14 protein-coding genes and 1 pseudogene are annotated in these 13,563 nt (G+C 71.9%); 6 read left to right on the forward strand and 9 right to left on the reverse strand.

The genetic code is table 11. The features are described from left to right. The first annotated feature begins 213 nt into the window (after positions 1 to 213). From QNO09_RS18060 to QNO09_RS18070, 3 genes are read left to right on the forward strand one after another with little or no spacing between them, the layout of a single operon-like run. Positions 214 to 1,275 carry a M4 family metallopeptidase gene (locus QNO09_RS18060; protein WP_283971231.1) on the forward strand — a complete coding sequence of 354 codons (1,062 nt, stop codon included), beginning with the start codon at positions 214 to 216 and terminating at the stop codon, positions 1,273 to 1,275. Between the two features lie 20 nt (positions 1,276 to 1,295). After that, positions 1,296 to 1,562: a protealysin inhibitor emfourin gene (locus QNO09_RS18065; protein ID WP_283971232.1), complete on the forward strand. Its 267-nt coding sequence runs from the start codon at positions 1,296 to 1,298 to the stop codon at positions 1,560 to 1,562. A 58-nt stretch (positions 1,563 to 1,620) separates the two neighbouring features. Next, positions 1,621 to 2,943 (forward strand): GH1 family beta-glucosidase, encoded by a 1,323-nt coding sequence (locus QNO09_RS18070; RefSeq protein ID WP_283971233.1) that lies wholly within the window; start codon positions 1,621 to 1,623, stop codon positions 2,941 to 2,943. A gap of 60 nt (positions 2,944 to 3,003) precedes the next feature. Here QNO09_RS18070 and era read toward each other — a convergent pair whose 3' ends face one another. Further along, complete coding sequence (era, locus tag QNO09_RS18075) at positions 3,004 to 3,966, reverse strand: GTPase Era (RefSeq protein ID WP_283971234.1); 963 nt, start codon at positions 3,964 to 3,966, stop codon at positions 3,004 to 3,006. Positions 3,967 to 4,117: 151 nt separating this feature from the next. On the opposite strand from era, the pseudogene QNO09_RS18080 reads away from it, so the two are divergent. Both QNO09_RS18080 and QNO09_RS18085 read left to right on the forward strand, forming a co-directional pair. Continuing rightward, positions 4,118 to 4,342, forward strand: a pseudogene (locus QNO09_RS18080) (ammonium transporter); the annotation flags it as partial. Further along, a complete protein-coding gene (locus QNO09_RS18085; RefSeq protein ID WP_283971235.1) occupies positions 4,339 to 4,677 on the forward strand; it encodes a P-II family nitrogen regulator in 339 nt (112 codons plus the stop codon). The pseudogene QNO09_RS18080 and the gene QNO09_RS18085, both read left to right, overlap by 4 nt. A 24-nt stretch (positions 4,678 to 4,701) precedes the next feature. Here QNO09_RS18085 and QNO09_RS18090 read toward each other — a convergent pair whose 3' ends face one another. The 8 genes from QNO09_RS18090 to QNO09_RS18125 all read right to left on the reverse strand — a co-directional run bounded on the left by QNO09_RS18090 (position 4,702) and on the right by QNO09_RS18125 (position 11,712). Then, entirely contained in the window at positions 4,702 to 5,178 is a 477-nt protein-coding gene (locus QNO09_RS18090; RefSeq protein ID WP_283971236.1) for a hypothetical protein, read from the reverse strand. 171 nt (positions 5,179 to 5,349) lie between these two features. Then, positions 5,350 to 5,703: a cytidine deaminase-like protein gene (locus QNO09_RS18095; protein ID WP_283971237.1), complete on the reverse strand. Its 354-nt coding sequence runs from the start codon at positions 5,701 to 5,703 to the stop codon at positions 5,350 to 5,352. Positions 5,704 to 5,723: 20 nt separating this feature from the next. Next, positions 5,724 to 6,083 (reverse strand): MmcQ/YjbR family DNA-binding protein, encoded by a 360-nt coding sequence (locus QNO09_RS18100; RefSeq protein WP_283971238.1) that lies wholly within the window; start codon positions 6,081 to 6,083, stop codon positions 5,724 to 5,726. Continuing rightward, positions 6,080 to 7,384: a hemolysin family protein gene (locus QNO09_RS18105; RefSeq protein WP_283971239.1), complete on the reverse strand. Its 1,305-nt coding sequence runs from the start codon at positions 7,382 to 7,384 to the stop codon at positions 6,080 to 6,082. Before QNO09_RS18105 ends, QNO09_RS18100 begins: the two co-directional genes overlap by 4 nt. 8 nt (positions 7,385 to 7,392) lie before the next feature. Further along, positions 7,393 to 7,890, reverse strand: a complete 498-nt coding sequence (gene ybeY, locus QNO09_RS18110; RefSeq protein ID WP_283971240.1) for an rRNA maturation RNase YbeY — start codon at positions 7,888 to 7,890, stop codon at positions 7,393 to 7,395. A 14-nt stretch (positions 7,891 to 7,904) separates the two neighbouring features. After that, positions 7,905 to 8,972 carry a PhoH family protein gene (locus QNO09_RS18115; protein ID WP_283971241.1) on the reverse strand — a complete coding sequence of 356 codons (1,068 nt, stop codon included), beginning with the start codon at positions 8,970 to 8,972 and terminating at the stop codon, positions 7,905 to 7,907. 178 nt (positions 8,973 to 9,150) lie between these two features. Next, the gene (locus QNO09_RS18120) at positions 9,151 to 10,284 is read right to left on the reverse strand and encodes a carbohydrate kinase family protein (protein WP_283971242.1); all 1,134 of its coding nucleotides are present in this window, start codon (positions 10,282 to 10,284) and stop codon (positions 9,151 to 9,153) included. Between the two features lie 138 nt (positions 10,285 to 10,422). After that, positions 10,423 to 11,712, reverse strand: coding sequence for a glucarate dehydratase family protein (locus QNO09_RS18125; protein ID WP_283971372.1), 1,290 nt, complete (start codon positions 11,710 to 11,712; stop codon positions 10,423 to 10,425). 524 nt (positions 11,713 to 12,236) lie between these two features. Here QNO09_RS18125 and QNO09_RS18130 point away from each other — a divergent pair. Further along, positions 12,237 to 13,550 carry an MFS transporter gene (locus QNO09_RS18130; RefSeq protein WP_283971243.1) on the forward strand — a complete coding sequence of 438 codons (1,314 nt, stop codon included), beginning with the start codon at positions 12,237 to 12,239 and terminating at the stop codon, positions 13,548 to 13,550. The last annotated feature ends 13 nt before the right edge of the window (positions 13,551 to 13,563 follow it).

Genomic DNA, 13,563 nt, shown 5'->3' on the forward strand with positions numbered 1-13,563 from the left:
GGAGAAGCAGCCCGAAACGCATGATGCGCAGCATGCTAGCCGAGCCCCTCCCGGCGCGTGGGGTCGTTCCAGTATGCGGGACCCGAAGCACATACGGGACAAAAAGTGCGCTATACCACTCCGCCACGGAGCGTGAAGGGCGTTGTCACGGTATTTCACCAATCATGGTGGCGAGCAGTGACAGCATCGTCACGCAGTGCAAAGGTGCCGGGCATGACGACTCACGGGGGCTTCGAGCCCGTCTTCTGCACCATCGTCCCGCCCCATGTCCTCGACCGGCTCGCCCGCGCCGAGGACCCCGCGCTCGCCGGTCCCGCCCGCCGCACCCTGCAGCGCGACGCCTTCGAGCGCACCCAGCGCCGCCTGACCACGGTCATCGGCGCCACCGCCGTCGCCGCGGTCCCCGAAGGCAAGCCGCGGCGCACCGTCCACGACGCCCGGCACGGCACCAACCTGCCCGGCCACAAGGTCCGCGGCGAGGGCGACAAGCCCGGCAAGGACGCCACCGTCAACCGCGCCTACGCGGGTCTCGGCGCCACCTTCGAGCTGTTCCTCCAGGCCTACCGGCGCGACTCGATCGACGGCAGCGGCCTCCCGCTGAACGCGACGGTCCACTACGACCGCGACTACAACAACGCGTTCTGGAACGGCGAGCAGATGGTCTTCGGCGACGGGGACGGGGAGATCTTCCTCGACTTCACCCTCCCGATCGACGTCATCGGCCACGAACTCGCGCACGGCGTCACGCAGTACACGGCCAACCTCACCTACTTCGGCCAGCCGGGCGCGCTCAACGAGTCCCTGTCGGACGTCTTCGGCGCCCTGATCAAGCAGTACACGCTCGGGCAGACCGCCGCCGAGGCCGACTGGCTGATCGGCGCGGGCCTGCTCGCCCCCCGCGTGACCGGCACGGCCCTGCGCTCCATGAAGGAGCCGGGCACGGCGTACGACGACGACGTCCTCGGCAAGGACCCGCAGCCGGCCACGATGGACGACTTCGTGCGCACCGGCCGCGACAACGGCGGCGTGCACATCAACTCGGGCATCCCGAACCACGCCTTCTACCTCGCGGCCACCGCCCTCGGCGGCCACGCCTGGGAGCGGGCCGGGCAGGTCTGGTACGACGTGCTGACCGGCGGCGAGCTGAGGCAGGACGCCCTGTTCGCCGACTTCGCCACGCTCACCGTCAAGGCCGCCCGGGAGCGCTTCGGCGACGGGGAGGAGCTGGACGCCGTGTCGAAGGCCTGGGAGCGGGTCGGGGTGCGGACCCTGTAATTCCGTACTAGACAGGTCCCATGCGGATTCAGGTGAGGCGCACGGGCGGGTTCGCGGGCATCGAGCGGCACGCGGAGGTGGACACCTCGGGCCGGCCCGATGCCGCCGAGTGGCACGCCCTGGCCGGGCAGGCGGTCGCCGACGGGCGGAGCACGCCGCCGGTCGGGCTGCCGGACGGCTTCAGCTACCAGCTCACGGTGGACGGGAAGACCGTGTACTGCGCGGATCCCCGGCTGACGGCGGAGCAGCGCAAGCTGATCTCGCGGGTGCTGAAGGAAGGGGCCTAACGGCCGCTTCCCGCGCGGGCGTTGACTTCCGTTACCGTCGGTACGGATGATCCAGCGCATGGCGACTGACGCAGGCACCGCGATCCCCCGTTTCCCCGACGGCTTCCTCTGGGGCGTGTCCACCTCGGCGCACCAGATCGAGGGCGCCGCGGACGAGCGCGAACCGTCCGTGTGGGACGCGTTCACGGCGGAGCCGGGACGGGTGAAGGACGGCTCCACGGCGGCGGTGGCCTGCGACCACGTCCACCGCCACCGCGAGGACGTGGCACTCCTGGCCGGCCTCGGCGTGAACGCCTACCGCTTCTCGCTCTCCTGGCCGCGCGTGCGCTCCGAGAAGGGCCTGGACTTCTACGACCGGCTGGTGGACGACCTGTGCGCGGCCGGTGTCCGCCCGGTGCCGACGCTGTTCCACTGGGACCTGCCGGCGGACCTGGACTGGCTGGAGCGGGACACGGCCGCGCGTTTCGCCGAGCACGTGTCGCTGGTCGCGGGCCGGCTGGGCGACCGTGTGACGAAGTGGATCACCCTGAACGAGCCCGCCGAGCACACCCTGCTGGGTCACGCCCTGGGCGTGCACGCGCCGGGGAAGCGGCTGATGTTCGACGCGCTGCCGGCCGCCCACCACCAGCTGCTCGCCCACGGCCTGGCCGTCCGGGCCCTGCGCGCCTCGGGCGCCGGGGACATCGGCATCGCCAACTCGCACGGCCCGACCTGGGCGGCCTCGACCGAGGCGGCGGACGTGGAGGCGGCCGACTTCTACGACCTGCTGCTGAACCGCCTGTTCGCGGACCCACTTTTGCTGGGCCGGTACCCGGACGGCATCGGCGAGCTGATGCCCGGGGACGTGGAGGCCGACCTGAAGGTGATCGCCGAGCCGCTCGACTGGTACGGCATCAACTACTACGCGCCGACCAGGGTGGGTGCCCCGCAGGGCGCGCAGATCGAGTTCGGCGGGGTTACGATGCCCGCCGAACTGCCCTTCTCCGTCCGGGAGATCGAGGGACGCCCGGTGACGGACTTCGGCTGGCCGGTCGTCCCCGAGGGCCTCACCGAACTGCTCACCACGTTCCGCGACCGCTACGGCGACCGGCTCCCACCCGTCGTCATCACCGAGAACGGCTGCGCGTACCCGGGCGTGGACGACCAAGACCGCATCGCCTATCTGGACGGCCATGTGCGGGCCCTGCACCGGGCGGTGGAGGCGGGCGTCGACGTGCGCGGCTACTTCGTGTGGTCCCTGCTCGACAACTTCGAGTGGGCGGAGGGCTACGCACGCCGTTTCGGCCTGATCCACGTCGACTTCGACACCCTGGAGCGGACCCCCAAGGCGTCGTACCACTGGTACCGGGAGCTGCTGCGGGCACAGGGGCCCACGGCTTGACCGCCCGCTCCCGGAGATGTGCGCGAGCCCGCGGACGGCCTTGGAGCGGGCCGCGGGCTCTCAGAACCCCAGTTTGCGCAACTGCCGGGGATCCCGCTGCCAGTCCTTGGCCACCTTCACGTGCAGGTCGAGGAAGACCGGCGTGCCCAGCAGCGCCTCGATCTGCTTGCGGGACTTGATGCCGACCTCCTTCAGGCGCTTGCCCTTGGGGCCGATGATGATGCCCTTCTGGCTGGGGCGCTCGATGTAGACGAAGGCGTGGATGTCGAGGAGGGGCTTGTCGGCGGGGCGGTCCTCGCGCGGGAGCATCTCCTCGACGACGACCGCGATGGAGTGCGGCAGCTCGTCACGGACGCCCTCCAGCGCGGCCTCGCGGATCAGCTCCGCGATCATGACCTGCTCGGGCTCGTCGGTCAGGTCGCCCTCGGGGTAGAGCGCGGGGCCATCGGGCAGCAGGGGGACGAGCAGATCGGCCAGCAGACCCACCTGCTGGTCGGCGACGGCCGAGACCGGCACGATCTCGGCCCACTCGAAGCCGAGCTCCTTGCCGAGCTGGTCGACGGCGATCAGCTGCTCGGCGAGCGCCTTGCTGTCCACCAGGTCGGTCTTGGTGACGATGGCGATCTTCGGCGTCTTCTTGATGGACGCCAGTTCCTTCGCGATGAAGCGGTCGCCGGGACCGAGCTTCTCGTTCGCCGGCAGACAGAAGCCGATCACGTCGACCTCGGCCCACGTGGTGCGCACGACGTCGTTGAGCCGCTCGCCCAGCAGTGTGCGCGGCTTGTGCAACCCCGGGGTGTCGACCAGGATCAGCTGGGCGTCCGGGCGGTGCACGATGCCCCGCACGGTGTGCCGCGTCGTCTGCGGCTGGTTCGCCGTGATCGCCACCTTCTGGCCGACCAGAGCATTCGTGAGGGTGGACTTGCCCGCGTTGGGACGGCCCACGAAGCAGGCGAAGCCGGCCCTGTGGACAGCTCCGGCCGGCTCTTCGGATGACTGGGTACGAACGCTCATGGCGCCCATTGTCCCTGATCCACGAAGCCGCCCTGTACCGGACGCCTCTGGTGAGCTCCTCCGCCCTCGGCGCCGACGGCCTCGCGGCCGCCGCGTTCCCCAACACCCTCGACCTGGTCGCCCTCACCCCGTCCGCTCGTACGCCGTGAGCCGGAAGTTCCATGCCGTGGTCGTCGTGGCGGCGTACGCGTTCGGCGTGACGTACGGCATCGCCGGGCTGATCGACACCGCGAGGGGCTTCCGTGCCGACGAGGAGCGGGAGCAGACCGGCCTGGACCTTACGGCGCATGCCGGGACGGCCTACGATCACGGGGTCCTGGGCCACGGCGCCCCGGTCTCCTCCTCCGTCGTCTCCCCCGCCCGGAAGGTCACCCCCCAGGCATGAAGCTCATCACCGCGATCGTCAAGCCGTACCGCCTCGACGAGGTCAAGAACGCCCTGCAGGCACTCGGCGTGCACGGCCTGACCGTGAGCGAGGCCAGCGGCTACGGCCGGCAGCGCGGCCACACCGAGGTGTACCGCGGCGCCGAGTACCAGGTCGACCTGGTACCCAAGGTCCGCATCGAGGTCGTCGTCGAGGACGCGGTCGCCGAGGACGTCATCGACGCGGTCGTGAAGGCCGCGCACACCGGCAAGATCGGCGACGGCAAGGTGTGGGCGCTGCCCGTCGACACGGTCGTGCGCGTGCGGACGGGCGAGCGCGGCCCCGACGCGCTCTGACGCCGGGGCCGCGCCGCCGCGGTCTCAGTCGAAGACGAACGGGCCCGGTGACTGCGGCCCGGTCGCCGTGCAGGTGATGGTGATGCCGAAGACGGTCATCCGCAGCGAGCCGCCGAAGGCCTCCAGGCTGTCGCCCGAGGCCACGGTGCCGCTGAGAGGGCCGACCTCGACGGGGGCGCCGGCGGCCATCGCCGGGTTCTCCGTGCCGGTGAAGTCGACGGTTCCGCCGCCACTCTTCACCAGGGTGAGGGCGGAGGAGATCGAGTCCTCTCCCAGCGCGATGGGCGCCGTGATCGCGGAGGACGTGACCGTGACGGTGGCGGCGGTGCCGTCCTGCGTGGCCGTGAGCGTGGCCTCACCGCTGCCGAAGCCGCCGCAGTCCGCGCTGATCGTCGCCGTCTGGGGGGTGACGGCGAGGGCTGCGGGGGCGAAGGCGAGCCCGGTGACCGCGAGGGCCCCGGCCGCCAGTGCCGCACCTGCTCCGATTCGCTTGCATCTCATGGGATTCCGGCTCCCTTTCCGTGTGGGGGGACCGCTCGGCAGGTGGGTGCGGGCACGCTGCGCGAGAGTCGAACCTGACGGTCCGTCGGAACATACGGTTCCATTGATGCGCCTGGGAGCAGGGGCGGCAAGGGGGAGAACCGGCCTAATGAGAGCCGCCCCCAGTGAGGTTCAGCCGGCGGTGACGGTGGTCCGCACCGTCCCGTCCGGCCCGGCCACCAGGACCGGCGTCTCGGCGCTGCCCAGCTCCCGCACCGCCGCCCGGTCCTGCGCGGAGACGGTCTCCGCCTCCGTCACCAGCGCGGCCGCCTCCAGCGAGCGGGCGCCCGAGGCCACCGCCATCGCCACAGCGGTCCGCAGGGCACTGAGCTGCAGGGAGTCGAGGGCCACGGTGCCCGCGACATAGGTGCGTCCGGTCTCGTCCCGCACGGCCGCGCCCTCGGGCACGCCGTTGCGGGCCCGCGCGGAACGGGCCAGGGTGACGATCTTGCGGTCCTCGGGGTCGAGCGCGCTGCTGTCGGTCATGATCCGAGCATACGGAAGCGTCAGGCGCGGTCGAGGCGGAGGCGGTCCGCCCGCGGCAGACCCGCGACGACCAGGTCGTAGGAGTCCTCGATGAGCTCCCGGACCAGCTCGTCCGGGAGGGCGCCCTCGACGGTGACCGTGTTCCAGTGGCGCTTGTTCATGTGCCAGCCCGGGACGATCAGCCCCTCGTACTCGCGGCGCAGGCGGATCGCCTCCTCCGGGTCGCACTTGAGGTTGGCCTTCAGCGGCCGTGCGTCGAGGTGCGACAGGGCGAAGAGCTTGCCCTGCACCTTGAAGACCGAGAGCTCCGGGCTGAACGGGAAGTCCTCCACCGCCGCGTCGAAGGACAGACAGAACGCGCGCAGCTCCTGCGGAGTCATTCCGGCTTCTCCTCCTCGGGCGGCTCCGCCGGGTCCACCGGTTCCGCCAGCACCGTCACGATCTTGTTCCGGCGGCCGGCGGCGGCCTCCGCCGTCAGCCGCAGCTCGCGGCCGTCGGGCAGGTCCACGACGGAGGAGGCGCCCGCGATGGGGACGCGGCCCAGCGCCTTGGCCAGCAGGCCGCCGACCGTCTCGACGTCCTCGTCGTCGAAGGCCTCCAGGCCGTACAGCTCGCCCAGGTCCTCGATGTCGAGGCGGGCGGTGACCCGGAAGCGGTCCTTGCCGAGGTCCTCCACCGGCGGCAGTTCACGGTCGTACTCGTCGGTGATCTCGCCGACGATCTCCTCCAGGATGTCCTCGATGGTGACGATGCCGGCCGTGCCGCCGTACTCGTCGATGACCACGGCGACGTGGTTGCGTTCCTTCTGCATCTCGCGCAGCAGGTCACCGGCGTTCTTGGTGTCGGGCACGAAGAAGGCGGGGCGCATGGCCGTGGACACCTGCTCGGACTCGGCGTCACGGCTGATGTGCGTCCTGCGGACGAGGTCCTTCAGATAGACGATCCCGACGATGTCGTCCTCGCTCTCGCCGGTCACCGGGATGCGCGAGAAGCCGGAGCGCAGGGCGAGGGTGAGGGCCTGGCGGATGGTCTTGAAACGCTCGATGACCACCAGGTCCGTGCGCGGCACCATGACCTCGCGCACGAGGGTGTCGCCCAGCTCGAAGACCGAGTGCACCATGCGGCGCTCCTCGTCCTCGATGAGGGACTCCTTCTCGGCCAGGTCGACCAGCGCGCGCAGCTCCGCCTCGGAGGCGAAGGGGCCGCGCCTGAAGCCCTTGCCGGGCGTGAGCGCGTTGCCGATGAGGATGAGCAGCGACGGGATCGGGCCCATGATCCGGGCCAGCGGCACCAGGACGTACGCCGAGACCGTCGCGGTGCTCAGGGGGTGCTGGCGGCCGATGGTGCGCGGGGAGACGCCGACGGCGACGTACGACACGAGGACCATGACCGCGATGGCGACCAGGAGGGCCTCGGTGGTGCCGTCGAACTCTTGCAGGCAGCCGTAGGTGATCAGCGCGGCGGCGGCCATCTCGCAGGCGACGCGGACCAGCAGCGCGACGTTCAGGTAGCGGGTCGGGTCGGCGGCGACCTGGGAGAGCTTGGCGCTGCCGCGGCGGCCGGAGCGCACGGCCTCCTCGGCGCGGAAGCTGGAAACGCGCGCGAGGCCCGCCTCCGCGCAGGCGGCGAGCCAGGCCACGACGACCAGGGCGATGGCGCCCAGAGCCAGTTGGGGACTCATCGGCGGCGCTACGAGACCGTCGGCGCCGGGGACGGGCCGGTCAGGCCCCGCTCCGCGCGCCAGCCGTCCACGATGGCCGCCTGGAGGCCGAACATCTCGGCCTTCTCGTCCGGTTCCTCGTGGTCGTAGCCCAGCAGGTGCAGCACTCCGTGGACGGTGAGCAACTGCAGCTCCTCGTCCATGGAGTGCTGCGTGTCGGCTTCCTTGCCCTGCTTCTGAGCGACCTCGGGGCACAGCACGATGTCACCGAGCAGCCCCTGCGGCGGCTCGTCGTCGTCCTTGGAGGGCGGGCGCAGCTCGTCCATCGGGAAGGACATGACATCCGTGGGACCCGGGAGGTCCATCCACTGGAGATGGAGCTGCTCCATGGCGTCGGCGTCCACGACGATCACCGAGAGCTCGGAGAGCGGGTGGATGCGCATCCGAGCGAGCGCGTAGCGGGCGATGTCGAGGATCGCCTGCTCGTCGACCTCGGTGCCGGACTCGTTGTTGACGTCGATCGACATGGTGCTGTGTGTGTCTACTTCCCCTTGTGCCCGGACTTGCCGCGGCCCTGGTGCGCGCCGTTCCGGGTGCCGTGCGTGGTGTCGTACTTCTCGTACGCGTCGACGATACGGCCCACCAGCTTGTGCCGGACGACGTCCTGGGACGACAGCCGGGAGAAATGCACGTCCTCGACGCCTTCCAGGATGTCCTGCACCTGGCGCAGACCGCTCTTCGTCCCGTCGGGCAGGTCGACCTGCGTCACGTCACCCGTGATCACGATCTTCGACTCGAAGCCGAGGCGGGTGAGGAACATCTTCATCTGTTCGGGGCTCGTGTTCTGGGCCTCGTCCAGGATGATGAAGGCGTCATTGAGCGTACGACCACGCATGTACGCCAGCGGCGCGACCTCGATGGTGCCCGCCGCCATCAGCCGCGGGATCGAGTCCGGGTCGAGCATGTCGTGCAGGGCGTCGTAGAGCGGGCGCAGGTACGGGTCGATCTTCTCGTAGAGCGTGCCCGGGAGGAACCCGAGCCGCTCTCCGGCCTCGACCGCGGGACGGGTCAGGATGATGCGGTTGACCTGCTTGGACTGCAGGGCCTGCACCGCCTTGGCCATCGCCAGGTAGGTCTTTCCGGTGCCGGCGGGGCCGATGCCGAAGACGATCGTGTGCTTGTCGATCGCGTCCACGTAGCGCTTCTGGTTGAGCGTCTTGGGGCGGATCGTGCGGCCGCGCGAGGACAGGATGTTCTGCGTGAGCACCTCGGCCGGGGTCTCCTGGCCGTCGCTCTCGCCGTTGTCGCTCGCCTTGAGCATGGCGATCGAGCGTTCCACTGCGTCCTCCGTCATCGGCTGCCCGGTGCGGAGCACCAGCATCATCTCGTCGAAAACGCGCGAAATGAGGGCGACGTCCTTGGAGTCGCCGACCGCGCTGATCTCGTTGCCCCGGACGTGGATGTCGGCCGCCGGGAAGGCCTTCTCGATCACGCGCAGAAGGGAGTCGCCGGATCCCAGAACGGTCACCATGGGGTGCTGGGCGGGGACGGTGAGCTGCGCTCTCGCCTGCTCCTGCGCGGGGGTGTGAGCTGTGGGTGTCTGAGTCATGGGCCGGCGCTGAGGCCTGCGGTTCCTCCTCGTCACGGCCGCGTAGCTGAGGGCGGCCTCGCGATTCCCAGGGTACGACGGGGGAGTGACATCGCCGTAGGGGTTTTGGGGACGGGGTTGGAAAGGGGGGCGGCGGCGCGGGCCGGGGTCCGGGCGGAGCTGCCCGAAGGGCCGGGGGTCAGGCGGAGCGGCGGAAGCCGATCGTGGGCACGGCGCGCCGCAGCGGCCAGGGCCGCACCCGTTCCTCCGACACGAGCCCCGCCAGGAACCCGTACCTCTCCAGGGCCGCCGCCGACTGCTCCGCGACCGACTGCACCTTGCGCCACCACGCCGCGATCTCCGACCACCCCGGCGCCGACAGCGACCCCCCGAACTCCTGCACCGACAGCGCCGCCGTCAGTCCGGCGAAGGCCAGCCGGTCCGCCAGCGGCCAGTCCGCCAGGGTCCCGGCCACGAACCCGGCGACGAACACGTCGCCGGCTCCCGTCGGGTCGAGCGCCTCGACCTCGATCGCCGGTACCTCCGCCGTCTCCCCCGTCCGCCGGTCCACGGCGTACGCACCGTCCGCGCCGAGGGTGACCACCGCGAGCGGCACGTACTCGGTCAGGGCGTGCGCGGCGGCCCGGGGGCAGTCCGCGCCGGTGTACCGCATGGCCTCCTCCGCGTTCGGCAGGAACGCCTCGCAGTGCGGCAGGTCGGGCAGGCCCGCCAGATCCCACGCGCCGGTGTCGTCCCAGCCGACGTCGCCGAACACGCGGGTGCCGGTGCTCGCGGCCTGGGCGATCCAGGGCGCGCTGACGCCGGGGGCGAGGGAGGCGACGGCGGCACGGGCGCGGGGCGGGCACGCGGGGGCGGGTTCCTCGGGGGGTGGCTCGTGGCCGTGCGAGACCATGGTGCGCTCCCCCTCGTAGGCCATGGAGACGGTCACCGGGGAGTGCCAGCCGGGCACCGTGCGCGACGGGGAGAGGTCGATGCCCTCGCCGTGCTCCAGGGCGTCCCAGCAGTAGTCGCCGTAGTGGTCGTCGCCGAAGGCCGCCGCGAGGGACGTCCGCAGGCCGAGGCGGGCCAGGGCGGTCGCCATGTTGGCGACGCCGCCGGGGCTCGACCCCATTCCGCGCGCCCAGGACTCCGTGCCCCGCACCGGGGCGGAGTCGAGGCCGGTGAAGATGATGTCCAGGAAGACGGTGCCGGTGAGATAGACGTCCCAGGGCGGGTCGTCCGGCCTGCGCAGCGGGGCGAGGGGATCGGCCTGGCTCTGGCGGTGCGATCCCTTTCCCGGGCCCTTTCCGGCCGGGGCGGTGGACGCGGTCACGATGCGCTCCCTGACGTGGTGCGGGTCAGGCCAGTCTGCACCACTTCACCGACGACGTGACGCCGATCACGCCGGACCCACCCGACCCGTCAGCTCGCGCAGGACCCTCGCGCGCCCCCGCACCGGCATGAGCCGGGGTCACCAGCGGGGCACGGCGGGCGTCACCCACTGCGGGTCGGCGACCCGCATCGCCGCCGCGTCGTCGCGGTCCCGCAGGGCACCGTCGTCGTCCAGCCACCGCCGGTGCAGTGCGGCCAGCCGCTCGCGGTCGAGTTCCACGCCGAGGCCGGGGGCGTCGGACACGGTGATCCTGCCGTCCTCGAAGGCGAGCCGCTCGGTGAGGACGTCCTCCGACTGCCAGGGGTAGTGGGAGTCGCAGGCGTGGTGGAGGTCCGGGACGGTGGCCGCCACATGGGTCATCGCGGCGAGGGAGATGCCGAGGTGGGTGTTGGAGTGCATCGACACGCCGACGCCGAAGGTGCGGCAGACGGCGGCGAGCTGCTGGGTGTTGCGCAGTCCGCCCCAGTAGTGGTGGTCGGAGAGCACGACCTGGACCGCGCCGCGGGTGAACGCCTCCTCGATCTCGGCGAAGGTCGTCACGCACATGTTGGTGGCGAGCGGCACCCCGGTGCGTTCGGCGACCTCGGCCATGGCGGGTGTGCCGAGCGCCGGGTCCTCCAGGTACTCCAGGACGTCCCCGAGCTCGCGGGCCACCCGCACGGACGTCTCGACGGACCAGGCGCCGTTCGGGTCGAGCCGCAGCGGGTGCCCCGGGAAGGCCTCGGCGAGCGCGCGTACGGCGGCGATCTCCTCGGCCGGCGGGAAGACGCCGCCTTTGAGCTTGAAGGAGGTGAAGCCGTGGCGCTCCTTGAAGCGGCGGGCCTGTTCCACCACTCCGGCCGGGTCGACGGCGGCGCCCCAGTCGTCCTTCTCGGCGGGCACGCCCTCGGGGTGGTGGGCCCACTTGTAGAACAGGTAGGCGCTGTACTCGACGGCGTCGCGCACCTTGCCGCCGAGCAGCGTGTGCACGGGCAGTCCCAGCGCTTTGCCGAGGGCGTCCAGGCAGGCGACCTCGAAGCCGGAGACGACGGACAGCCGCAGCTTCTCGGCGGTCTGGACGCCGCGCAGCCCGCCGACGTCGACGGCGTTCTGCACGCGCGAGGCGTCCACCGCGACCCGGTCCGCGACGGTGAACAGGCCGTTCAGGTCGCTGACCTGGCGCCCTTTCAGCCGCTCGGCGAAGGACCGGGCCAGGTCCAGGTACTTGGCGTCACCGTAGGTCTCCCCCACGCCGGTGACGCCGTCGGCGGTGACGACCTCGACGATCAGCCGGGGTGTGTACGGCTGGTGCACGCCCTGGGTGTTCAGCAGCGGCGGGTCCGCGACCAGGATCGAGGTGAGCCGCACGTCGGTGATGGCGAGGTTCACGGGGGTGTCTCCCACGAGGTCGAGTCCGGCGGTGAGGGCCGCCCGGTCGGCGGGCGAGGGGGCGGTGAGCTACCCGGGGACGCGGTCGCGCGGTTCGGCGGACGGCACATGGAAGTCGCGCGGCAGCTTGTCGGCGATGCCGTGAGTCGCCGTCGCGCGGGGCGGTGAAGAAGGCGTCGGCGATCTCGAGGGATCTCATCCATGTATGAGAATGACGGTTGGGTATGAGAACGTCAACCGCCCCCGGCGCCCCCGATCACCATCGGCGCATGTCGGACACCGGGGTCGTCGCGCGGCTGGGTCCGCACCGCCGTCACCGGCTCCCCGCACCTCGACGAACAAGGCGAAAGGGCTCCGTTTACCCGGGCTTCATCGCCCCAAACGCAACGTGCTCCACATCACACCCTCCCGGCTCACGCGCCCGACTACTTGCTTGATACAAATTGCCCGCGCGTTCCTGTCCGTCGACGGTCGTCGCCCCCTCCCCCTTTCTGCCGCTCCTTTCGCATGCCCTGGGAACGCCCGTGTTCGCCCCTCGCACCACGCCCTGGCCCCTCGTCGCCCTTTTCGCGGCCGGGTACCTCGCCCCGTATCTGCTGCCGACCACCGTCGGCCGGCTCGACTCGGGACTTCCGCTCTCCGCCACGCAGGCCGGCGCCGTCGGCAGTGCCCTGCTGCTGAGTTCGGCCGCCGCCGGATTCGTCCTGGCCTCCCGGGTCGAGCGGGTCGGAGCCCGCACACTCGCCCGCCTCGGCCTCGCCCTGGCCCTCCTCGGCTACGGCGGCGCCGCCCTGGCCACCTCGATTCCCGCCGTCGTCGTGGGCGCCGTCGTCGGCGGCTTCGGCTCGGGCACGGCCACCACCGTCGCCGCCACCCTCATCGCGGGCCTGGGGGATCCGCACCGAGCCTCCACCGCCGGTCTGTTGAGCGTCTCCGGCCTCGCGGGCGCGGTGTATCTGACGGTGCCGCACCTCGGCCCCGGGCACGGTCTGCCCCTGGCCGCGCTCGCCCTCACGGCCCTGGTCGTGTGGCCGTTGACCGGCCGCCTCCCCGTCGGGACGCCCCCGGCGCCCACCCGGCACCCCAAGGCCCGGCTGCCGCACGCCCGTTCGGGGCTGGTGCTGGCCGCCGCCATGGTGTGCTGGTCGCTCGCCCAGAACTCCCTGTGGGGTGTGAGCGGCCGGATAGGTCTTGAGCAGGCGCACCTGGGCGAGGCCGCCGTGGGCGCCGTCTTCGCGGTGGCGCTCGGCGCCGGGCTCGCCGGTGTCCTGGCGGCCGGTGCCCTCGGGGCACGCCTCGGACGCGCGGTGCCGATCGGCCTGGGCACGGTCCTCATCGCGGGCTGCATCGTCCTCAGCGCCTCCGCGACCGGCTTCGGGAGCTTCGCGGCCGGCGAGATCGCCTGGAACACGCTCTACCCGGTGGTGCTGTCGTACCTCATCGGGCTCGCCGCCTCGCTCGACCCGCGCGGCCGCTGGGCGGTGCTGGTCGGCTCGGCGTCCTCGCTGGGCACCGCCGCCGGGCCGCTGACCGGCAGCGTGCTGGCGGCGCAGGCCGGGTTCCCGGCCATGGGCGCGGTGCTCGGCGGGGGGCTGCTGGTGATCGCCGTGCCGATGACCGCGGTCGCCCTGCACACCGGCGGACGTCCGCTGCTGCCCGGCGCGATCCGCCGCCGCGGCGGCCACCCGGCCGCCCTGCTCGCCGCCGCCACCGGCACGCCCACCGGCGCGGTCCCCGAGATCGGCGCCCCGGAGCAGCCCGTGGTGGAGATCCCGGTGGAGGCCGCCGCCGTCCCCGCCCGGCGCGCCTACGACAAGGCGGGTTCGGAGGCCCTCTGAGTCCGGCCCGGAG

This window comes from Streptomyces sp. 378 (assembly GCF_030124145.1).
GTDB lineage: Bacteria > Actinomycetota > Actinomycetes > Streptomycetales > Streptomycetaceae > Streptomyces.